Here is a 19,113-nt window from a genome sequence, read left to right on the forward strand (position 1 = left end):
CTTCAGTCCAGCGGCACGGACTTGCGCAGCGGATCGCGCAGGTCCGTTCCGCTGTTCAGCCAGCGCTCCCGCAGGGCCGCCGCACCGTGCACCCGCTTCCACGCCGCCTCGTTCGGCGTCATGGGCAGCAGCGGCAGGAACCGTACGGGCTCCATGGGTTCGTCGAGGTCCAGGTCCTCCACCAGGCCCCCCGGCTCCGCGACGAGCACCGAGGTGAACGGCGCGCCGGGCCACAGCGGTTCCCCCACGTCCAGCGAGGCGCCGGGCGCCACGACGAGGCCCTCCACCTGCGGCGACGCGGCGAGCACCGCGAGCGGGCGCAGCACCTTGTCCGTATCGGCGAGACCAGCGCGTACGGAGAGCACCAGCTCGGCGCGCGGACCCTTGACGGGGTCGGCGAGCGCGGCGGTCGGATCGGCCATCGGCTGGGCGGACATGCCGAGTGTGGCGTAGCGCACCACGTCCCCGTCCGTGAACCGCAGCACTTCGACGCGGTCGGTGCCGAGGAAGGTCACCGCGGCGCGCGCGTCGGGTTCTCCGAGGCCGGTGCGGAGACGGGCCTCGACCAGCGCAAGAACATCTGCCATGACGCGAGCATAGAACTCGTCAGTGAAGGGCAAAGCGGGGGCTTGACACTTCAGTCGGCTGATAGTGTTGGCAGCTGGCTCAGGGCAGCACGCAGAAGCGTCGCTTTCAAGCCCTGGAGACAGACACTGACTTTGCGCCACGGGTGCAGAGGGCGCATGGGACTTCCCTTACGGGGGACCGGCCGGAGGAGGTGGGGCTGCAATGGACCGAAGTCGACCGTGCAGTACCACCCGCTCTTCCGCCCGGTGATCCACGCAGCCCGGTAGCTGCGCAAGCACACACACCACGCACCACCGCATGCACTGATCATGCCGTGTGCGCCGGAAGAGCACTTCGTTTCACCTGATCTGTCTGAGTTATCTGATCTGTGTCAGTAGCGAAGCTGCCACCGCGACGGTGCGGTGCTCCCCGCTTTGCGGACGTGCCAAACATTCTCACCGCAGGACGTCCCCATTCCGGGTAGTTCCAACCGTTGCAGGCGGCCTCCGTCGAAGGAGCCTGCCCATGTCGATGATCCGCGACCTTCGTGCCGTCGTCCGCCCCTCGCTGCGCAAGGAGGGCGGCCACTACTCCTCCTCGTACGACTCCTACGACGCGACCCGCGACGCCGCGTCGGCCGTCGTCGACTGCGCCGTCTACCGCGAAGGACGGCGCGTGGAGTCCGCCGACACCCTCACGCCGCACGAGGCGATGCTCCAGGTCCGCCGCGAGGGCGGCTTCGCCTGGATCGGCCTGCACGAGCCGACCGAGGCCGAATTCGGCGGTATCGCCGCCGAGTTCGGGCTGCACCCGCTGGCCGTCGAGGACGCCGTGCACGCCCACCAGCGGCCCAAGCTGGAGCGGTACGACGACACGCTCTTCACCGTCTTCAAGACCATCCACTACGTCGACCACGCCGAGCTCACGGCCACCAGCGAGATCGTGGAGACCGGCGAGGTGATGTGCTTCACCGGACGGGACTTCTTCATCACCGTCCGGCACGGCGGCCACGGCTCGCTGCGCGCCCTGCGGCGGCGCCTCCAGGAGGACCCCGAGCTGCTCGCCAAGGGCCCCTCCTCGGTCCTGCACACCATCGCCGACCACGTCGTCGACGGCTACATCGCGGTCGCCGACGCGATGCAGGACGACATCGACGAGGTGGAGACCGAGGTGTTCTCCGCCCCGAGCAAGGGCAAGGGCTCCGCACGCGGCGTCGACGCCGGGCGGATCTACCAGCTCAAGCGCGAGGTACTGGAGTTCAAGCGGGCCGTCTCGCCGCTCCTGCGGCCGATGCTGCTGCTCAGTGAGCGGCCCATGCGGCTCGTCGACCCCGACATCCAGAAGTACTTCCGTGACGTCGCCGACCACCTCACGCGCGTCCAGGAGCAGGTCGTCGGCTTCGACGAGCTGCTCAACTCGATCCTCCAGGCCAACCTCGCGCAGGCCGCCGTCGCGCAGAACGAGGACATGCGCAAGATCACCTCGTGGGCGGCGATCATCGCCGTGCCGACGGCCGTCTGCGGGGTGTACGGCATGAACTTCGATCACATGCCGGAGCTGCACTGGCGGTTCGGCTACCCGATGGTCCTCGCCCTCATCGGCGCCGCCTGCTACACGATCCACCGGACCCTGAAGCGCAACGGCTGGCTCTGAGCGCCAGTCGATAGGCTGCCGCCATGACTGCTGACCCGTTGCTCGGCCGCGCCCTCGTCGAGGAGGCCACCAAGAAGTCCGGCCTCATCTGGGTGCGGGGGGAGGGATCGCCCGCGCGGGCGCTGTGGCACGTCTGGCACGAGGGCGCCGCGCACCTCGTCGGCGACGGCCCCGGCGAGCAGCCGCTGCCGGGGCTCGTCGACGGGGGCTCCGCCGAAGTGACCGTACGCAGCAAGGACAAGGGCGGGCGTGTCGTCGCCTGGACGGCCGAGGTCCGCGAGCTCCCGCCCGGCTCCGAGGAGTGGGAGGCGGCTGTCGCCGAGCTGAAGGGCAAGCGGCTCAACGCGCCGGACGCGGAGCGGATGACCGAGCGGTGGGCGGAGCAGTGCAGGGTCGTGCGACTGGCGGTCAGCGGTGTGCTCCCCGGGGTGCCGGAGGGGTCCCTTGCGGCTGCGCCGCTGCCTAGCGTGGCGACTACGCGGCAGCCGGTGCCCGCGGGGCTGCCTCGGCTGCTTTTCCGGCGGAAGCGGAAGCGGGGCTGAGGCTCGCCGTTTCCGCCTGCGGGTGCGTCGTGGTCGCTCGCGCAGTTCCCCGCGCCCCTTACGGGGCGCGCAGGTACGGTCGGCGTTCGCCCGCGCCCCCTACGGGGTGCCCCGGCTCAGCGGCTCTACGACGTCGGCAGCTGCTTGCCGTAGTCGACCATCTCGGCCTTCTCCGGTTCCTGGAGCGGGAACTCCTTGTTCCACTCCGTGAGTTCCAGCGTGCCCGCGTGGCCGCCGCGCTCAAGGCGCAGAGGGTAGGGCTTGCCGTCCAGGGCGACGCTGAGCGTGCCGCCCGCGCCCTCGTCGCCGGTGATCTTGATGGTGCGTGTGCCGCCCGACTTGCCGCGGTCACCCTTGGCCAGCTCGCCGTGGAGCGTGAGCATGCCCGCGAGAAGCACGTCCTTGTCGGTGAAGCCGCTGAGCTGCTGATAGGCCGGATCGCCCTTCGGCACCTTCACGTACTTGCCGTCCAGCTTGGCCGCCGCGGCCTCGTCCGCGCCCTGGGGCTGCTTGCCGTCGCCCTGGTGCGTCCAGAACCGCGTGTCGGCCTTCAGGAAGAGCTGCTCGTCCACGCGGAGGAGCTGGAACGTCTGCCCCTTGGAGGTGACGGAACCGGTGCCTCCGTCGTCCTTCAGGCGCATGTCGAGGGAGTAGGTGTGCCCCTTGCTCACCACGGTGCCGGAGAGCCGTACCCCCGACGCCGCCTCCGCGACCTTGCCGGCCTTGCTCTGGATCTTGGTGGCCGGGAGCTTGCCGATGCCGTTCGTGCCCGCGTCCGGGTCCTCGTCGCTGCCGCACCCGGTCAGACTCGTGGCGCCCACGACCACGCCGGCGCACACCGCGCCCACGAACGCTGCCCTGCGGGCTCGGCTGGCCAGGGGAAGTGCGGTCACAGGTGGCGCTGCCTCTCGTGCGGACGGCCTACGGCTTCGGCAGTACGGCAGCGTACCTGTGCCGGACGAGCGACTCGGCGGCAGTCCGTACGGACCCTCCGCCGGGGCGTGTCCGACCGGGACGGGCTAGCCTGAAGCCCGTATTGCCGGACGAAATACCGTGAAACCACAGCAGGAAGGGGCGCACGTATGGCGGCAGGCGCCCCCCGGGTCTTCGTGTCCCACCTCTCCGGCATCTCCGCCTTCGACCCCAACGGCGATCAGGTCGGCCGCGTCCGCGACCTCGTGGCGATGCTCCGGGTGGGCCGCAAGCCCCCGCGGCTGCTGGGCCTCGTCGTCGAGCTGACGACCCGGCGCCACATCTTCCTGCCCATGACGCGCGTCACCGGCATCGAGTCGGGCCAGGTCATCACCACCGGCGTGCTCAACGTACGGCGCTTCGAGCAGCGGCCCACCGAGCGGCTCGTCCTCGGCGAGATGCTCGACCGCCGGGTCCGCCTCGTCGAGACCGGCGAGGAGGTGACCGTCCTCGACGTGTCGGTCCAGCAGCTTCCGGCCCGCCGCGACTGGGAGATCGACCGGGTCTTCGTACGCAAGGGCAAGGGCGGCACCTTCCGGCGCAAGGGCGAGACCCTCACCGTCGACTGGGCCGCCGTGGACGGCTTCTCCCTGGAGGAGCACGGGCAGGGCGCCGAGAACCTCCTGGCCACCTTCGAACAGCTACGTCCGGCCGACCTCGCCAACGTCCTGCACCACCTGTCCCCCAAGCGCCGCGCCGAGGTGGCCGCCGCGCTCGACGACGACCGGCTCGCCGACGTCCTGGAAGAGCTGCCCGAGGACGACCAGATCGAGATCCTCGGCAAGCTCCAGGAGGAGCGCGCCGCCGACGTCCTGGAGGCCATGGACCCCGACGACGCCGCCGACCTCCTCGCCGAACTGCCCGAGGAGGACAAGGAGCGCCTGCTCGCCCTGATGCAGCCGGCCGACGCCGCCGACGTGCGCCGCCTCATGGCGTACGAGGAGCGCACGGCCGGCGGTCTGATGACCACCGAGCCGATCGTGCTCCGCCCGGACGCGACGGTCGCCGACGCCCTGGCACGCGTCCGCATGGAGGACCTCTCGCCCGCGCTCGCCGCCCAGGTCTACGTCTGCCGTCCGCCCGACGAGACGCCGACCGGCAAGTACCTGGGCACCGTGCACTTCCAGCGGCTGCTCCGCGATCCCCCGTACACGCTCGTCGGGTCGATCATCGACGACGACCTGCAACCCCTGGCGCCGGGCGCCGCCCTGCCCACCGTCGCCGGGTTCTTCGCGGCGTACGACATGGTGGCGGCGCCCGTCGTCGACGAGGGCGGCGCGCTGCTCGGGGCGGTCACGGTCGACGACGTACTGGACCACATGCTGCCCAACGACTGGCGTGAGACCGAGTTCCATCTGGAGGAGGCGGCGGATCATGGTGGCGGCTGACCGGGAGCGCGAGAACCGTGCCGAGGCACGGACCCCACGGTTCCGCCTCGACCAGCCGCGCACCCCGCGCCCCAAGCTGCTGCCGGACTACGACCCGGAGGCGTTCGGGCGGCTCTCGGAGCGGATCGCGCGCTTCCTGGGCACCGGCAGGTTCATCGTCTGGATGACGGTCGCCATCATCCTGTGGGTGGTGTGGAACATCGCGGCCCCGGACCACCTGCGCTTCGACCAGTACCCGTTCATCTTCCTGACGCTGATGCTCTCGCTCCAGGCGTCGTACGCGGCCCCGCTGATCCTCCTCGCGCAGAACCGCCAGGACGACCGCGACCGCGTCAACCTCGAACAGGACCGCAAACAGAACGAGCGGTCCATCGCGGACACCGAATACCTCACCCGGGAGATCGCCTCGCTGCGGATGGGCCTCGGCGAGGTGGCGACCCGCGACTGGATCCGCTCCGAGCTCCAGGATCTGGTCAAGGAGCTGGAGGAGCAGCGGATCGCGCAGCATCTGGAAGGCCGGACGGAGAGCCGCGTGGTATTCCCGTCGGAGGGCGGACGCGGACGTGATGTAGGCGACCGCTGACTGCCCTTTCCTGCCGGGGGTTACCGCGCCGTACTATCAATTGCATGGCTACGGAAGACGCGGTGCGTGAAGCACTGGCGACGGTGAACGACCCCGAGATCCACCGACCCATCACCGAGCTGGGGATGGTCAAATCTGTGGACATCTCCGCCGACGGGGCGGTGGCCGTCACCGTGTACCTGACGGTCTCCGGCTGCCCGATGCGCGAGACGATCACCAACAACGTGACGGACGCAGTCGCCGCAGTCGAGGGCGTCACGCGGGTGGACGTCACGCTCGACGTGATGAGCGACGAGCAGCGCAAGGAACTGGCGTCCGCGCTGCGCGGCGGCACCGCCGAGCGGGAGGTGCCCTTCGCCAAGCCCGGCTCGCTGACCCGTGTCTACGCCGTCGCGTCCGGCAAGGGCGGCGTCGGCAAGTCCTCGGTCACGGTGAACCTCGCGGCCGCGATGGCCGCCGACGGCCTCAAGGTCGGCGTCGTGGACGCGGACATCTACGGCCACTCCGTGCCGCGCATGCTCGGCGCCGACGGCAAGCCGACCCAGGTCGAGAACATGATCATGCCGCCGTCGGCGCACGGCGTGAAGGTCATCTCCATCGGCATGTTCACCCCCGGCAACGCCCCGGTCGTCTGGCGCGGCCCGATGCTGCACCGCGCCCTCCAGCAGTTCCTCGCCGACGTCTACTGGGGCGACCTGGACGTCCTGCTCCTCGACCTGCCGCCGGGCACGGGCGACATCGCGATCTCCGTGGCGCAGCTCGTCCCGAACGCCGAGATCCTCGTCGTCACGACGCCTCAGCAGGCGGCGGCCGAGGTCGCCGAGCGGGCCGGCTCCATCGCCGTGCAGACCCACCAGAAGATCGTGGGCGTGGTGGAGAACATGTCGGGGCTGCCCTGTCCGCACTGCGACGAGATGGTCGACGTGTTCGGCTCGGGTGGCGGCCAGCGGGTCGCCGAGGGCCTCACGAGGACGACGGGCGCCAACGTGCCGGTCCTCGGCTCCATCCCGATCGACGTCCGCCTCCGCGAGGGCGGCGACGAGGGCAAGCCGGTCGTCCTGACCGACCCGGACTCCCCCGCGGGCTCCGCCCTGCGCTCCATCGCCGACAAGCTGAGCGGCCGCCAGCGCGGCCTGTCGGGCATGTCGCTGGGAATCACCCCGCGGAACAAGTTCTAGGGACTCTGAGAGGGGGCGCCCGAGGGCGCCCTCCCCCAAGGGCCGGTTCCCCGCCGGCTAGGCGTACGCGCCGATGTCCTTGATCACGGAGAAGCCGAGGCCGTACGGGCTCATGCCGCGCCCGTACGCGCCGAGGTGCACGCCCTCCTCCGTGGAGCCCGCGAGAACCCATCCGTACTCGGACTCGCGGTAGTGGAAGGACGTGGGGACGCCGTCCACCGGCAGGGAGAGCGACGACCAGTCCGCGCCCTCCAGATCGTCCGCGAGGACCCACGCCGTCTCGGTCTGCTGGTCGAGCCAGTCGTCACGCAGCGTGTGGTCCATCTGGCTCGGCCAGGTGTACGAAAGCAGGCCGACCCCGGCGAGCCAGGCCGCCGAGGAGACCGACGTGGCCTCCAGGACGCTGCCGTCGGCGGTGCGCCGCACCGGGTTGGCCGCGACGGTCACCACGACCGCGAAGCGCTCGTTGTCGCTGTTGCCGATGGTTCCCTCACCGCGGACCGACGGCTCCTCGCCGTGGCCGATCGAACCATGCTCCACCGCGCCGTCCGCCGTCGCGCCGACCTGCATCAGCCAGCGCGGTCCCGTGAAGGCCTCGTCGAGGCCGTACCAGGGAAAGGGCGCCAGCAGGTAGCCGTCGACCGTACGCCGGGCGGAGGACACCGCTTGTGCGGCGCCGTCCCCGGCCGCCGCCTTTGTGCCCACCCGACCTGTCGTCTCCATGTACCCGGCCGCCTCCTCGCTCTCGTGGGTCCGGAGCGGCCCGCCCCCCTCGGACGTCCTCACCCCGGACAACAACAAGGCAGGATAGCCACACCGGTGGGCGGCGATCGTTCAGGCGAGGCCTCAGGTGGCGTCCGCGTCGAACGGCGGACGGTCGGCGGAGGCGGGGTTCGCGGGCTTCTTCTGCATGTCCACGCGGGTGCCGGACGGCGCGGCGGCCTCCGCAGAGGCCGAGGAGGCCGACGACGCGGAGCCGGAGCCCGCGTCGGAGTCGGAGTCGGACGAGTCGCTGTCGCGGCCGTGCACGGCGTCCGCGACCTCGTTCATCTCCTTCTTCAGGTCGAAGCCGTTGCGGATTTCCTTGAGCCCGAGCTCGTCGTTGTCGAGCTGCTTGCGGATGAACTTCTTCGGGTTCAGGTCCTCGAACTCGAAGTCCTTGAACTCCGGGCCCAGCTCCTGCCGTATGTCCGCCTTCGCGCTGTCCGAGAACTCCCGGATCTTGCGGATCGTGCGGGAGACGTCCTGGATGACCTTCGGCAGCTTGTCGGGACCGAAGATGAGCACGGCGAGGACGACCAGCGCCACTATCTCGAGTGCGCCAATGTCATTGAACACCTTGAGCTCCTTGCGCTGTCCTCAGGCCGCCACAGGTCGTCGTCCGAGGTCTGGACCGTGACCACGGTACCCGCCGCCCGTGTCCGTCCGGTAGCCGCTGCACGGCAACCCGGATCACACATGACCGGTCCTTTACGTCTTCGGGTCAGTCGCCGTCCGCCGATCCGAGGACCAGGGTCACCTCGCGGTCGCCGCCGTCGCGCTCGACCGTGAGGTCGAGGCGGTCCTTGGGCCGGTGCGCGCGGACCTTGACGATCAGTTCGTCGCTGGAGTGCACGGGGCTGCCGTCCACCTCGGTGATGACGTCGCCCGGCTTGAGGCCCGCCTTCTCGCCGGGGCCGTTCTCGCTGACGGAGGGGCCGCCGTTCTGGCCCTTGTCCGCGATGCGGGCGCCGTCGCCGGTGAACTCGGTGTCGAGCGTGACCCCGATCACGGGGTGGGTCGCCCGGCCGAAGTTGATCAGCTCCTCCGCCACGCGCTTGCCCTGGTTGATGGGTATGGCGAAGCCGAGGCCGATGGAGCCCGCCTGGCCGCCGCCCTTCTCCGAGCCGTCGCCGGCCGAGCGGATGGCGCTGTTGATACCGATGACGCGCGCCTTCGAGTCGACCAGCGGACCGCCCGAGTTGCCCGGGTTTATCGGCGCGTCGGTCTGGAGGGCGTCCACGTACGAGGTGTCGCTGCCGTCGCCCTTCTCGCCGCCCGCGGTGATGGGCCGCTCCTTGGCGCTGATGATCCCGGAGGTCACCGTGTTCGCCAGGTCGAAGGGGGCGCCGATCGCCACGACCGGGTCGCCGACCTGGACGTTCTCGGAGTTGCCGAGGGGCAGCGGCTTCAGGCCCCGGACGCCGGAGACCTTGACGACCGCGAGGTCGTACCCGGAGTCGTGGCCGATGAGCTTCGCCTTGGCGGTCTCGCCGCCGCTGAAGGTCACCGATATCTCGCCGTCCGTGCCCGCGGGCTCGACGACGTGGTTGTTGGTGAGGATGTGGCCCTTGCCGTCGAGGACGAAGCCGGTGCCCGTGCCCTGCGCCGAGTCGCCGCGGACGTGCAGGGTGACGACGCCGGGCAGGGCCGCGGCGGCGATCCCGGCCACGCTGCCCTTGGGGCGGTCCTTGGACTCCTTGTCGGCCTGGTCGAGCTGGATGTCGCCGACGCCGCCGTTGCGCTCCACGTAGGCGCCGATCGCGCCGCCGATGCCGCCGGACACGAGGGTGACCACCATGACCCCGGCCAGCAGCACCCGCCGCACCCGCTTGCGCTTCTTCTCCTCGGCCTCCGGGGTCGGCGCCCCGGTCTGCTGAAGCGGCGCGTTCCAGGGGTCGTACGGCTGGCGCTGCGGGGTTTGCGGGGCCGCGGCCTGCGGAGGCACGGCCTGCGGGGCGCCTTGGTAGGGCGGCGGGGCGGCACCCTGCGTGGGCACGGGGCTGGGCGTGCCGTGCGGCGGCGTACCACCGTGCACGGCCGCGGGGAGCGGGGTGCCGTGGCCCGGCGTGCCGCCATGCGTGACCGCGGGGAGCGGGGTGCCATGGCCGGGCGTTGCTTGCTGCGGCGCACCGCCATGCGTGGCCGCCGGAAGCGGGGTGCCGTGGCCCGGCGTTGCCATCGGGTGTTGTACGGGGGGTGCGGGCGCCCACGGGCCGGGCTCGCCGTAGGGCGGCGTGCTGTACGGGTCCGGGTCGTGCAGGGGCTGTGAGTACGGCTGCGGCTGCGGCTGTCCGGAAGGGCCCTGACCGCCGCTCAGCGGCTGCGGCTGCCCGGAGGCGGCCTGGCTGGTCGGCGGCTGCGGCTGCGGCTGCCCTGCTGGGGCCTGGCCGCTCCGTGGCTGCGCGTACGGCTGTTCGGCCGTGGGCGCCACCGGAGTCTGGGCCTGGGGCGCTTGTGTGCCCTGCGGCGGGATGGGCGGGGCCTGGCCGGGAGGCTGCTCCGGGGCGCCCATGGCGAGGCCCTGCTCCGGAGCGCTCGGCTGCGGCGGCTGGTGGGCGACCCCCGGCGTCTCCGTCCGGGGGCGGCTCCACCATTTCGCCTTCGTGGGCTTGCCCTCGTCCATGCTCTCCCCACAACTGGCCCGCGGCGCACGCCGATACGTATCCAACTCCGCGCCCGCCAAGTCCCCCCGGCAGGCACGGCCCACCGAGATTCAACCAGGTTCTGGCGCGTGAGCGCAGGGCACGTCGCGTCAGCGGAGCGTGGCCACGCCTCGCGAGGGGCCCGGACCCGGTATCGCCGAGGTGGTGTTCGACGGGTCGGCACCCTCCGCCTGCACCGACCTGAGCGCCGGTGGCACCTCGATGCCGGGCGGCGTCGCACCGCGGTGGCCGGGCTGCGGCGGACTTATCAACGGGGAGACCGCGGCGGCGCCCGCCAGAAGCGGTGCCGTCACGGCATACGCCGACGCCCGTGAGCGCGGGGGCTGTGCGGCAGCCCCCGGCAGCAGCGGACCCGTCACCTCGGTGGGCGCGACCGGCGCCGCCAGGGCACCGGGGCGCTGGCCCTGCGCCGACAGCGGATTGCCGGCCCCGCGGCGCCGCACGGAGTCGGGCGCCACGGAGGACCCGGCGCCCTGGGGACGCTGCGGGGTGACGTTGCTGTTGGCCTTGGAGCCGCCGGCCCTGGTGTCGCTCGTGTCGATGGGGGCACCCGCCGTGACACCGCCGAGCGCGATGGCGGCCAGCGACACCGCACCGGCCGCGGCGAACGCGAAGCGGCGTCCGCGCCAGAGCGAGCGGTCGCCCTCGTGCCGGGTGACGTCATGGATGCGGAAACCGCGCCCCTCGCCGGGCAGCACCGTCGCGTGGGCGCCCGAGGGGGCATACCCCACGAAGGACTCCGTGGTCACGCCGAAGAGCCCGGTCCTCGGCAGCCCGGCGGAGCTGGATCCGGTGGCGAAGCCCTCTCCGTCACCCGGGGGTCTGGGACCGTCGGGCGGCGCCTCGGCACCACCGGCGGGCAGACCCTGGAGGCGGGCCAGGAAGCTCTCGCTGGGCGGCGGCGGCGCCGCCTGCGCGAAGACGTTCTTCAGGCGACGCTGTGCGTCGGCCTCGGTCTTGCACATCGGACACGTCGCCAGATGCGCGAGGACGCGCTCGCGCGCGTCATGGCCCAACTCACCGTCCACCAGGGCGGCGAGTCGGTCTCCCAGATGCTGCTCCGCGCCGGCCAGGGGCCGCTCGGCGGGATTCGCCCGTGATCCACTCACGCGGTCGCGCCCCCTCCTCCCAGCGCCACGGCTCCGGGAGCTCCCACTGCTTGCAGGGCAGGGGTGTCGCCACCGAGCGCACGGCGCTCCGCGCGAGCCTCGGGAGAGCGGTGCTGGAGGGCCTTGCGGAGCTGGGAACGGCCCCGGTGGATACGGCTGCGGACCGTGCCGAGCTTGACGCCGAGGGTCGCGGCGATCTCCTCGTACGACAATCCCTCGATGTCGCAGAGGACCACGGCGGCGCGGAACTCGGGCGCGAGGGTGTCGAGCGCCTGCTGGACGTCGGCGTCGAAGTGCGTGTCGTTGAACACCTGCTGCGGCGACGGCTCGCGGCTGGGGAGGCGCTCCGCGGCGTCGTCCCCGAGGGCGTCGAAGCGGATGCGCTGCTTTCGGCGCACCATGTCCAGGAAGAGGTTCGTGGTGATGCGGTGCAGCCAGCCCTCGAACGTGCCGGGGGTGTAGGTGGAAAGCGACCGGAAGACACGGACGAAGACCTCTTGGGTGAGGTCCTCGGCATCGTGCTGGTTGCCGGTCAGGCGATACGCCAGGCGGTACACGCGGCCGCTGTGTGTGCTGACGATCTCCTCCCAGGTGGGCGGAGTCCACGCCTGCGATTCCGCGTCAGCGGCAAAGGTCGCGGTCTGAGCGGAGTCGTTGGCACGGATGCGGTCAGCGGTGTCGGTCACGGATTTCGGCTCACCCGCCAATCCGAGAAAGCGCCGAAGCACTCCTCCCCGATCTGCGGACGCAGCCGCACCTCCCCTGTCGGCTCTGGTGGTGTCCAGTGGAGCCCCTACCATAACCACCTCGCCCGTTAGCTCCGGATAAGCGTTTTTACGTGAATTTGGTACGGGCTTCTCAGCGGTTGTCCTGCCGCTTCGACGCGCCCGCTTCAAGTCTTGATCCATCCGTGACCCCCGCTGTCCTCACACCCCCTCATAACGCCTGGCCTCATCTGCGGGTTCCCGGCACCAACGGATACAGTCACGGCCAGGCAACCACGGGGACAGGAGAGGGCCATTACCGGCAACCGGCAGACGAGCTGGGCGTTCGCCGACGCCTTTGTCGCCGAGGACGAGGCGCTGCACTGGGCCCGTGACCGGGCCCAGGAGACAGGGCTGCCCTCGGTGTCGCCCGGCACCGGCGCCGCGCTGCGGATGCTCGCCGCCACGGTTGACGCGAAAGCAGTGGCCGAAATCGGGACCGGGACCGGGGTGTCGGGCATCCATCTGCTGCACGGCATGCGGCCCGACGGGGTGCTCACCACGGTCGATCCCGAGCCGGAGCGGCAGCAGTTCGCCCGCGAGGCCTTCCGTGCCGCGGGCTTCGCGGGCAACCGGGCGCGGTTCATTCCGGGGCGGGCCCTGGATGTGCTGCCGCGGCTCGCCGACGGCGGCTACGACCTCGTGTTCTGCGACGGGGACCGCACGGAGTCCCTGGAGTACCTCGCTGAATCGTTGCGCCTGCTGCGGCCGGGCGGGCTCGTCTGCTTCGAGGGTGCTTTCGCGGACGGCAGGACCGTGGACTCCGGGCCGCAGCCCGTCGAGGTCCTCTGCCTTCGTGATCTGCTGCGGACCGTGCGGGAGAGTGTGGAGCTCGTGCCGTCGCTGTTGCCGGTGGGGGATGGGCTGCTGTGCGCGGTCAAACGGTAGCTCTGCGTTTGCCTGGGCGGGGCGTTCCTGGTGGCTCCGCGCTGCCCGGTTGGCGCTCGGTGCGCAGTTCCTCGCGCCGCTGAAAGACCCCGCCCCGTGGTTCCGCGCTGCTCCTCGTAGCTCTGTCGCGCAGTTCCCCGCGCCCCCAAAACCCCCGCCCCGTGGTTCCGCGCTGCTCCTCGTAGCTCTGTCGCGCAGTTCCCCGCGCCCCCGAAAAGACCCCGCCCCGTGGTTCCGTGCCGCACCTCGTAGCTCTGTCGCGCAGTTCCCCGCGCCCCCAAAAATTCCCACCTCGTGGTTCCGCGCTGCCCCGTCCGCGCTCGGTGCGCAGTTCCCCGCGCCCCTGAAGAGACCCCGCCCCGTGAAGTTCCGTGCCGCACCTCATAGCTCTGTCGCGCAGTTCCCCGCGCCCCCAAAAACCCCCGCCTCGTGGTTCCGTGCTGCCGCTTAAAAGTGCTCGCCTCGGCCCCCGGCCCGGAAACAGCACTGCCCCGGATCCGATGGGATCCGGGGCAGTGAAAAGTTTGGGCGCGCTTCCGCGTCAGCCGACGACCTTCTTCAGGGCGTCGCCGAGCGCGTCGGCCTCGTCCGGAGTCAGTTCGACGACAAGTCGTCCGCCGCCTTCGAGCGGAACGCGCATGACGATGCCCCGCCCCTCCTTGGTCACCTCGAGCGGGCCGTCGCCCGTCCGCGGCTTCATGGCCGCCATGCTCGTTCCCCTTCCTGAAACCAGCTCATCGCAGCCGACAACCCAGGTGTCACCGGCATCGAACATATTGCTTCCAGGCCATTATCCCGCATGGCGGGACCCGATGACCAACATCGGTCGGCATCGCTTGCGCAACGCGCGCCCGCAAAACCACCCAATTCGGCGATGTGCCTGCGATACTTCGCCGCCCCCCATGCCCCAGCGACTCATAATTGTTAGACGCAGGTCACATATCCGCCCTCATGCCGGACCCCGATGATCTCCGTCATGCTGAGACCCACGTACCGGACGAGCGGAAGGTTCACCATGGCCGACAGCGTGCTCTACGAAGTCAGCGACGGACTCGCGACGATCACGATCAACCGGCCCGAGGCCATGAACGCCATGAACACGGAGGCCAAGGCCGCCCTGCGGGACGCCCTCAGGTCCGCCGCCGACGACCCCGCCGTGCGCGCCGTGCTGCTGACCGCGACCGGGCGCGCCTTCTGCGTCGGCCAGGACCTCAAGGAGCACATCGGCCTGCTCATGGCGGACCGCGAGGCCGGTACGGGCCAGACGATGAGCACCGTCAAGGAGCACTACAACCCCATAGTCCGCGCGCTGGCGGACATGCCGAAGCCCGTCGTGGCCGGGGTCAACGGCGTCGCCGCCGGAGCCGGCCTCGGCTTCGCGCTCGCCGCCGACTACCGCGTGGTCGCCGACACCGCCAAGTTCAACACCTCCTTCGCCGGGGTCGCCCTCACCGCCGACTCGGGCATCTCCTGGACGCTCCAGCGCGTGGTCGGCCCCGGCCGCGCCGCCGACCTGCTGCTCTTCCCGCGCAACATCACCGCGCAGGAGGCGTACGACCTGGGCATCGCGAGCAAGGTCGTGCCCGCCGCCGAGCTCGCCGCCGAGGCCGAGAAGGTGGCCCGCGCGCTGGCCGAGGGCCCGACCCTCGCCTACGCGGCGCTCAAGGAGTCCCTCGCCTACGCGGCGGACCACTCCCTGGACGAGGCGCTGGACAAGGAGGACGAACTCCAGTCGAGGGCGGGCGCGTCGGAGGACCACACGATCGCCGTCCAGGCCTTCATCGCCAAGGAGAAGCCGAAGTATCTGGGCCGCTGAGAGTTGTCTGGGCCGCTGACATTTGTCTGGGCCGCTGGCGTAGCTGGGCGCTATGGTCTCGGCGTCTCTCGGGCCACGCAGTCCGCGAGATGGTCGTTGACGAGGCCGCAGGCCTGCATCAGGGCGTACGCCGTGGTGGGGCCGACGAAGCGTATGCCGCGCTTCTTCAGGGCCTTGGACAGGGCCGTGGACTCCGGAGTGATCGCCGGGACGTCGGAGAGCGACTTCGGGGCCGGCCGGGAGACCGGGTCGGGGGCGAACGACCAGATCAACTCGTCCAGTTCGCCCTCGGACCAGCCGGCGAGCACGCGCGCGTTGGCGAGCGTCGCGTCGATCTTGGCGCGGTTGCGGATGATCCCCGCGTCGGCGAGGAGCCGCTCCCGGTCCTCGTCGGTGAACTTCGCGACCGAGGCGATGTCGAAGCCCGCGAAGGCCGTGCGGAAGCCCTCGCGGCGGCGCAGGATCGTGATCCAGGACAGGCCCGACTGGAAGGCCTCCAGGCTGAGCCTCTCGTACAGCGCGTCGTCGCCGCGGACGGGCCGGCCCCACTCGGCGTCGTGGTACAGCACGTAGTCCTCGGTGGAGAGGCCCCAGGGGCAGCGCAGGCCGCCGTCCGGCCCCGCGACAGCATCGGTGCTCACTGGTCGTCGTCCCTCTCGTCCCGCTTCTCGGACCGCGGGGACTTGTCGTCCCACGCCGACTCATAGACAGGGTTCTCGTCGTACATGGGGTTCTCGTCGTACACGGGGTTCCCGTCGTACACGGGGCTGTCGTGGGGGTGCGGGGGGTTCTCTTCGCGTACGGGCGTCGCGCCTTGGCCGGACCTTCCGCCGGATGTGCCATGGGAGTCGTATCCGGCGTCGGAGCGGCGTGGTGTGTACCCGTCGAAGAGTGCCGGGCCCGCGACCGCCGTGGCCTGGGCGCCCGCCAGGGCCGCCTCCAGCTCGGCGATGCGGGCGTCCCGCTCGGCCAGCTCCGCGCCGAGGCGGCTGAGGGCGTCGTCCACGTCCGCCATCTCGTACCCCCGCAGGGTCAGGGGGAAGCGCATCGCGTCGACGTCGGCGCGGCGCAGCGGCCGGTCGGGGGGCAGCGGGTCGGTGAGGCGCTCGGGCGCGGCGTCGGGCAGGGCGCCGCTCTCGCCGCCGCCCACGACGGCGAGGGTCACCGCTCCGACCACCACGACGAGGGCGATGACCAGGAACAAGAACAAGACCATGGCTTCAGGCCCCTACGCTCGACTGCCCATGCTGAAAGTGTCAGAGTCCGATCGTGCCATGCGGCTGTGACAGTTAAGGTCGCAGGCGGCCGTACCGCGACGAGGACCCAGGAGGGCCACAGGGGATGCTCAGGCTTGGACGGCGCGAGTTCGACGCGCACGAGCCGGTGATCATGGCGATCGTGAACCGGACACCGGACTCGTTCTACGACCAGGGGGCGACGTTCCGGGACGAGCCCGCCCTGGCCCGCGTGGAGCAGGCGGTGGCCGAGGGCGCCGCGATCATCGACATCGGCGGCGTCAAGGCGGGTCCCGGGGACGAGGTGTCCGCCGAGGAGGAGGCGCGCCGTACGGTCGGTTTCGTCGCCGAGGTGCGCAGACGCTTTCCCGAGGTGGTGATCAGCGTCGACACGTGGCGGCACGACGTCGGCGAGGCGGTCTGCGAGGCGGGCGCCGATCTGCTCAACGACGCGTGGGGCGGTGTCGACGCCAAGCTCGCGGAGGTCGCCGCGCGGTACGGGGCCGGTCTGGTGTGCACGCACGCGGGCGGTGCCGAGCCGCGTACGAGGCCGCACCGCGTCGCGTACGAGGACGTGGTGGCCGACATCCTGCACGTGACGGTCGGCCTTGCCGAGCGCGCGGTCGCCCTCGGGGTGCCCCGCGAGTCGGTCCTCATCGACCCCGGGCACGACTTCGGCAAGAACACCCGGCACAGCCTGGAGGCCACCCGTCGGCTGGGCGAGATGGTGGAGACGGGCTGGCCGGTCCTGGTCTCGCTCTCCAACAAGGACTTCGTGGGCGAGACCCTGGACAAGCCGGTCAAGGAGCGCGTCATCGGCACCTTGGCGACGACGGCGGTCTCCGCCTGGCTGGGCGCACAGGTCTACCGCGTCCACGAGGTCGCGGAAACACGCCAGGTACTGGACATGGTGGCAACGATCGCCGGCCACCGCGCCCCCGCCGTGACCCGGCGCGGACTGGCCTGAGCGGGCCTCGGCACGCGCGCGGGGACCCGGACGGGCGCCCGCGCGCGTGAGGCCTACTTTCCGACTTCCTTCGTCACCAGGGAGATGGCCTCTTCCACGTCGTCCGTGACGTGGAAGAGGAGCAGGTCGGCCTCGGAGGCCTTGCCCTGGGCGATGACGGTGTTCTTCAGCCAGTCGATCAGGCCGCCCCAGTACTGCGTACCGAAGAGGACGATCGGGAAGCGCGTGACCTTGCGGGTCTGGACGAGCGTGAGTGCCTCGAAGAGCTCGTCCATGGTGCCGAGGCCGCCGGGCAGGACCACGAAGCCCTGCGCGTACTTCACGAACATCGTCTTGCGGACGAAGAAGTACCGGAAATTTACGCCGATGTCGACATACGGGTTGAGCCCCTGCTCGAAGGGCAGCTCGATGCCGAGGCCGACCGAGGTGCCCTTGGCGTCGACGGCCCCTTGGTTGGCGGCCTGCATCGCGCCCGGCCCGCCACCCGTGATGACCGCGAAACCGGCCTCCACGAGGGCTCTGCCGATCTCCACCCCTGCCGCGTACTCCGGTGAGTCCACCGGAGTGCGCGCCGAGCCGAAGACACTGATCGCGGGCGGCAGTTCGGCGAGTGCGCCGAAGCCCTCGATGAACTCCGACTGGATGCGCAGGACCCGCCAGGGATCGGTGTGCACCCACTCGGAGGGGCCTTCGGAGTCGAGGAGACGCTGATCGGTGGTGCCGGCCTGCACCTTGTCCCGCCGGCGAAGGACCGGGCCGAGCCGCTGCTCGTCGGGGCGCTTTCCGGCAGCGGGGCCGTCCTGGTTGGTCATCGTCTGCTCCCTCCATGCGTACGGAACGCGTACGGAACCACAGCCTAGGTCTACGCGGGTTACCGCCGAGGGACCTCGGGATGTCCGGCTACGACGTGAGCCACTTCCGCAGCCGCTCCTCCGCCTCGGGGATCAGCGAGGCCCGCACGCGCTCGTCGACCTTGTGGGCGAGGAGCGGGTTCCCCGGGCTGAAGTTGACCGCGGGGACGCCGAGCGCGCTGAAGCGGGAGACGTCCGTCCAGCCGAACTTGGGGCGGGCCTCGCCGCCGACGGCCGCCATGAAGGCGGCGGCGGCCGGGTGGTCAAGGCCGGGGCGGGCCGCGCCCGTGTGGTCGTCGACGATGAACTCGTCGACGCCGCAGTCCGCGAAGTAGTCGCGCACGAAGGCGAGGGCGTCCTCCTCGCTGCGGTCGGGCGCGTAGCGGAAATTGACGACGACGGTGCACTCGTCGGGGATGACGTTGGTGGCGACGCCGCCCTCGATGCGGACGGCGTTGAGACCCTCGTGGTACTCCAGGCCGTCCACCACCGGCTTGCGCGGCTCGTACGCGGCGAGCTTCACGAGGATCGGGGTGGCCGCGTGGATGGCGTTGGAGCCCATCCACGCGCGCGCTGAGTGCGCCCGCACCCCCTTGGTCTTCAGGAAGACCCGCAGCGTGCCCTGGCAGCCGCCCTCGACCTGGCCGTCGGTCGGCTCCAGGAGGACCGCGAAGTCGCCCGCCAGCCAGTCGGGGTGCGCCGCTGCGATGTGCCCGAGGCCGTTCAGGTGGGCGGCCACCTCTTCGTTGTCGTAGAAGACGAAGGTGAGGTCGCGGTTGGGCTCGGTGACCGTCTGGGCGATGCGCAGCTGCACGGCGACGCCCGACTTCATGTCACAGGTGCCGCAGCCCCACAGGACGCCGTCCTCGTCGAGTCGCGATGGCACGTTGTCCGCGATCGGCACGGTGTCGATGTGCCCGGCGAGGACGACCCGCTCCGCGCGGCCGAGGTCCGTGCGGGCCACCACGTTGTTGCCGTGCCGGTCGACCGTGAGGTGCGGCAGGCCGCGCAGGGCCGTCTCGATGGCGTCGGCGAGGGCCGTCTCGGAACCGCTCGGCGACGGGAAGTCGACAAGGCGGGCGGTCAGCTCGGCGGCGTCCAGCGTGAGGTCAAGCGGGGTGTGAGGCATGCGGACGACCCTAACGTCCGAGGGCGCACCGGCCTGTCGGTGGTCT

The 19,113-nt window shown here is 71.0% G+C and carries 19 protein-coding genes and 1 pseudogene; 8 read left to right on the top strand and 12 right to left on the bottom strand.

Annotated features, from left to right (window positions below):
• Positions 1 to 2: 2 nt before the first annotated feature.
• Positions 3 to 587 (bottom strand): suppressor of fused domain protein, encoded by a 585-nt coding sequence (locus ACZ6JY_RS20860; RefSeq protein WP_469197473.1) that lies wholly within the window; start codon positions 585 to 587, stop codon positions 3 to 5.
• 505 nt (positions 588 to 1,092) lie between these two features.
• Here ACZ6JY_RS20860 and ACZ6JY_RS20865 point away from each other — a divergent pair.
• Together ACZ6JY_RS20865 and ACZ6JY_RS20870 are read left to right on the top strand one after the other, a co-directional pair.
• Positions 1,093 to 2,220: a magnesium and cobalt transport protein CorA gene (locus ACZ6JY_RS20865; RefSeq protein ID WP_469197474.1), complete on the top strand. Its 1,128-nt coding sequence runs from the start codon at positions 1,093 to 1,095 to the stop codon at positions 2,218 to 2,220.
• Between the two features lie 23 nt (positions 2,221 to 2,243).
• The gene (locus ACZ6JY_RS20870) at positions 2,244 to 2,762 is read left to right on the top strand and encodes a hypothetical protein (RefSeq protein WP_469197475.1); all 519 of its coding nucleotides are present in this window, start codon (positions 2,244 to 2,246) and stop codon (positions 2,760 to 2,762) included.
• Between the two features lie 125 nt (positions 2,763 to 2,887).
• Here the strand turns inward: ACZ6JY_RS20870 and ACZ6JY_RS20875 are convergent, their stop codons facing one another.
• Positions 2,888 to 3,655, bottom strand: coding sequence for a hypothetical protein (locus ACZ6JY_RS20875; protein ID WP_469197476.1), 768 nt, complete (start codon positions 3,653 to 3,655; stop codon positions 2,888 to 2,890).
• A gap of 189 nt (positions 3,656 to 3,844) precedes the next feature.
• Here ACZ6JY_RS20875 and ACZ6JY_RS20880 point away from each other — a divergent pair, with 189 nt between their 5' ends.
• Genes ACZ6JY_RS20880 through ACZ6JY_RS20890 form a run of 3 tightly spaced genes read left to right on the top strand, consistent with a single transcriptional unit; the run spans position 3,845 to position 6,883 of the window.
• The gene (locus ACZ6JY_RS20880; protein WP_469197477.1) at positions 3,845 to 5,122 is read left to right on the top strand and encodes a magnesium transporter MgtE N-terminal domain-containing protein; all 1,278 of its coding nucleotides are present in this window, start codon (positions 3,845 to 3,847) and stop codon (positions 5,120 to 5,122) included.
• Positions 5,109 to 5,705, top strand: coding sequence for a DUF1003 domain-containing protein (locus ACZ6JY_RS20885; RefSeq protein WP_469197478.1), 597 nt, complete (start codon positions 5,109 to 5,111; stop codon positions 5,703 to 5,705). The genes ACZ6JY_RS20880 and ACZ6JY_RS20885 overlap by 14 nt, the downstream gene beginning before the upstream one ends.
• A gap of 44 nt (positions 5,706 to 5,749) precedes the next feature.
• On the top strand, positions 5,750 to 6,883 hold the full coding sequence (locus tag ACZ6JY_RS20890) for an Mrp/NBP35 family ATP-binding protein (RefSeq protein WP_469197479.1): 1,134 nt from the start codon (positions 5,750 to 5,752) through the stop codon (positions 6,881 to 6,883).
• 57 nt (positions 6,884 to 6,940) lie between these two features.
• On the opposite strand, the gene ACZ6JY_RS20895 is transcribed toward ACZ6JY_RS20890, so the two are convergent.
• From ACZ6JY_RS20895 to sigE, 5 genes are all read right to left on the bottom strand, one after another.
• The gene (locus tag ACZ6JY_RS20895) at positions 6,941 to 7,606 is read right to left on the bottom strand and encodes a hypothetical protein (RefSeq protein WP_469197480.1); all 666 of its coding nucleotides are present in this window, start codon (positions 7,604 to 7,606) and stop codon (positions 6,941 to 6,943) included.
• Positions 7,607 to 7,729: 123 nt separating this feature from the next.
• On the bottom strand, positions 7,730 to 8,221 hold the full coding sequence (locus ACZ6JY_RS20900) for a sec-independent translocase (protein WP_469197481.1): 492 nt from the start codon (positions 8,219 to 8,221) through the stop codon (positions 7,730 to 7,732).
• A 145-nt stretch (positions 8,222 to 8,366) separates the two neighbouring features.
• Positions 8,367 to 10,268: a S1C family serine protease gene (locus ACZ6JY_RS20905; RefSeq protein WP_469197482.1), complete on the bottom strand. Its 1,902-nt coding sequence runs from the start codon at positions 10,266 to 10,268 to the stop codon at positions 8,367 to 8,369.
• 129 nt (positions 10,269 to 10,397) lie between these two features.
• Positions 10,398 to 11,417 carry an anti-sigma factor family protein gene (locus tag ACZ6JY_RS20910; RefSeq protein ID WP_469197484.1) on the bottom strand — a complete coding sequence of 340 codons (1,020 nt, stop codon included), beginning with the start codon at positions 11,415 to 11,417 and terminating at the stop codon, positions 10,398 to 10,400.
• Positions 11,414 to 12,217: an RNA polymerase sigma factor SigE gene (gene sigE / locus ACZ6JY_RS20915; RefSeq protein WP_469197486.1), complete on the bottom strand. Its 804-nt coding sequence runs from the start codon at positions 12,215 to 12,217 to the stop codon at positions 11,414 to 11,416. Before sigE ends, ACZ6JY_RS20910 begins: the two co-directional genes overlap by 4 nt.
• A gap of 153 nt (positions 12,218 to 12,370) precedes the next feature.
• On the opposite strand from sigE, the gene ACZ6JY_RS20920 reads away from it, so the two are divergent.
• Positions 12,371 to 13,069: an O-methyltransferase gene (locus ACZ6JY_RS20920; RefSeq protein WP_469198015.1), complete on the top strand. Its 699-nt coding sequence runs from the start codon at positions 12,371 to 12,373 to the stop codon at positions 13,067 to 13,069.
• 541 nt (positions 13,070 to 13,610) lie between these two features.
• Here the strand turns inward: ACZ6JY_RS20920 and ACZ6JY_RS20925 are convergent.
• On the bottom strand, positions 13,611 to 13,778 hold the full coding sequence (locus tag ACZ6JY_RS20925) for a DUF3117 domain-containing protein (RefSeq protein ID WP_003966491.1): 168 nt from the start codon (positions 13,776 to 13,778) through the stop codon (positions 13,611 to 13,613).
• Between the two features lie 306 nt (positions 13,779 to 14,084).
• Here ACZ6JY_RS20925 and chcB point away from each other — a divergent pair, with 306 nt between their 5' ends.
• Positions 14,085 to 14,885 carry a 2-cyclohexenylcarbonyl CoA isomerase gene (gene chcB / locus ACZ6JY_RS20930; RefSeq protein WP_469198017.1) on the top strand — a complete coding sequence of 267 codons (801 nt, stop codon included), beginning with the start codon at positions 14,085 to 14,087 and terminating at the stop codon, positions 14,883 to 14,885.
• 50 nt (positions 14,886 to 14,935) lie between these two features.
• Here the strand turns inward: chcB and ACZ6JY_RS20935 are convergent, their stop codons facing one another.
• Together ACZ6JY_RS20935 and ACZ6JY_RS20940 are read right to left on the bottom strand one after the other, a co-directional pair.
• Positions 14,936 to 15,526 (bottom strand): DNA-3-methyladenine glycosylase I, encoded by a 591-nt coding sequence (locus ACZ6JY_RS20935; protein ID WP_469197488.1) that lies wholly within the window; start codon positions 15,524 to 15,526, stop codon positions 14,936 to 14,938.
• Between the two features lie 242 nt (positions 15,527 to 15,768).
• Positions 15,769 to 16,101 (bottom strand): annotated as a pseudogene (locus ACZ6JY_RS20940) (DivIVA domain-containing protein); the annotation flags it as partial.
• 125 nt (positions 16,102 to 16,226) lie between these two features.
• Here ACZ6JY_RS20940 and folP point away from each other — a divergent pair.
• Positions 16,227 to 17,087, top strand: a complete 861-nt coding sequence (gene folP / locus ACZ6JY_RS20945; protein ID WP_469197489.1) for a dihydropteroate synthase — start codon at positions 16,227 to 16,229, stop codon at positions 17,085 to 17,087.
• A 53-nt stretch (positions 17,088 to 17,140) separates the two neighbouring features.
• On the opposite strand, the gene ACZ6JY_RS20950 is transcribed toward folP, so the two are convergent.
• Both ACZ6JY_RS20950 and dapE read right to left on the bottom strand, forming a co-directional pair.
• Positions 17,141 to 17,899, bottom strand: a complete 759-nt coding sequence (locus ACZ6JY_RS20950) for an LOG family protein (protein ID WP_469197491.1) — start codon at positions 17,897 to 17,899, stop codon at positions 17,141 to 17,143.
• Positions 17,900 to 17,987: 88 nt separating this feature from the next.
• Positions 17,988 to 19,067 carry a succinyl-diaminopimelate desuccinylase gene (gene dapE, locus ACZ6JY_RS20955; protein WP_469197493.1) on the bottom strand — a complete coding sequence of 360 codons (1,080 nt, stop codon included), beginning with the start codon at positions 19,065 to 19,067 and terminating at the stop codon, positions 17,988 to 17,990.
• Positions 19,068 to 19,113 lie beyond the last annotated feature (46 nt).

Source organism: Streptomyces sp. NPDC046335 (assembly GCF_055587985.1).

Bases quoted from the DNA above. Each gene is read 5' to 3' on its own strand.
- chcB (WP_469198017.1), top strand. From the start codon at position 14,085: ATGGCCGACAGCGTGCTCTACGAAGTCAGCGACGGACTCGCGACGATC.
- ACZ6JY_RS20950 (WP_469197491.1), bottom strand. From the start codon at position 17,899: ATGACCAACCAGGACGGCCCCGCTGCCGGAAAGCGCCCCGACGAGCAG.
- ACZ6JY_RS20925 (WP_003966491.1), bottom strand. From the start codon at position 13,778: ATGGCGGCCATGAAGCCGCGGACGGGCGACGGCCCGCTCGAGGTGACC.
- sigE (WP_469197486.1), bottom strand. From the start codon at position 12,217: ATGGTAGGGGCTCCACTGGACACCACCAGAGCCGACAGGGGAGGTGCG.
- ACZ6JY_RS20870 (WP_469197475.1), top strand. From the start codon at position 2,244: ATGACTGCTGACCCGTTGCTCGGCCGCGCCCTCGTCGAGGAGGCCACC.
- ACZ6JY_RS20880 (WP_469197477.1), top strand. From the start codon at position 3,845: ATGGCGGCAGGCGCCCCCCGGGTCTTCGTGTCCCACCTCTCCGGCATC.
- ACZ6JY_RS20895 (WP_469197480.1), bottom strand. From the start codon at position 7,606: ATGGAGACGACAGGTCGGGTGGGCACAAAGGCGGCGGCCGGGGACGGC.
- ACZ6JY_RS20890 (WP_469197479.1), top strand. From the start codon at position 5,750: ATGGCTACGGAAGACGCGGTGCGTGAAGCACTGGCGACGGTGAACGAC.
- ACZ6JY_RS20905 (WP_469197482.1), bottom strand. From the start codon at position 10,268: ATGGACGAGGGCAAGCCCACGAAGGCGAAATGGTGGAGCCGCCCCCGG.
- ACZ6JY_RS20885 (WP_469197478.1), top strand. From the start codon at position 5,109: ATGGTGGCGGCTGACCGGGAGCGCGAGAACCGTGCCGAGGCACGGACC.
- ACZ6JY_RS20860 (WP_469197473.1), bottom strand. From the start codon at position 587: ATGGCAGATGTTCTTGCGCTGGTCGAGGCCCGTCTCCGCACCGGCCTC.
- folP (WP_469197489.1), top strand. From the start codon at position 16,227: ATGCTCAGGCTTGGACGGCGCGAGTTCGACGCGCACGAGCCGGTGATC.
- dapE (WP_469197493.1), bottom strand. From the start codon at position 19,067: ATGCCTCACACCCCGCTTGACCTCACGCTGGACGCCGCCGAGCTGACC.
- ACZ6JY_RS20865 (WP_469197474.1), top strand. From the start codon at position 1,093: ATGTCGATGATCCGCGACCTTCGTGCCGTCGTCCGCCCCTCGCTGCGC.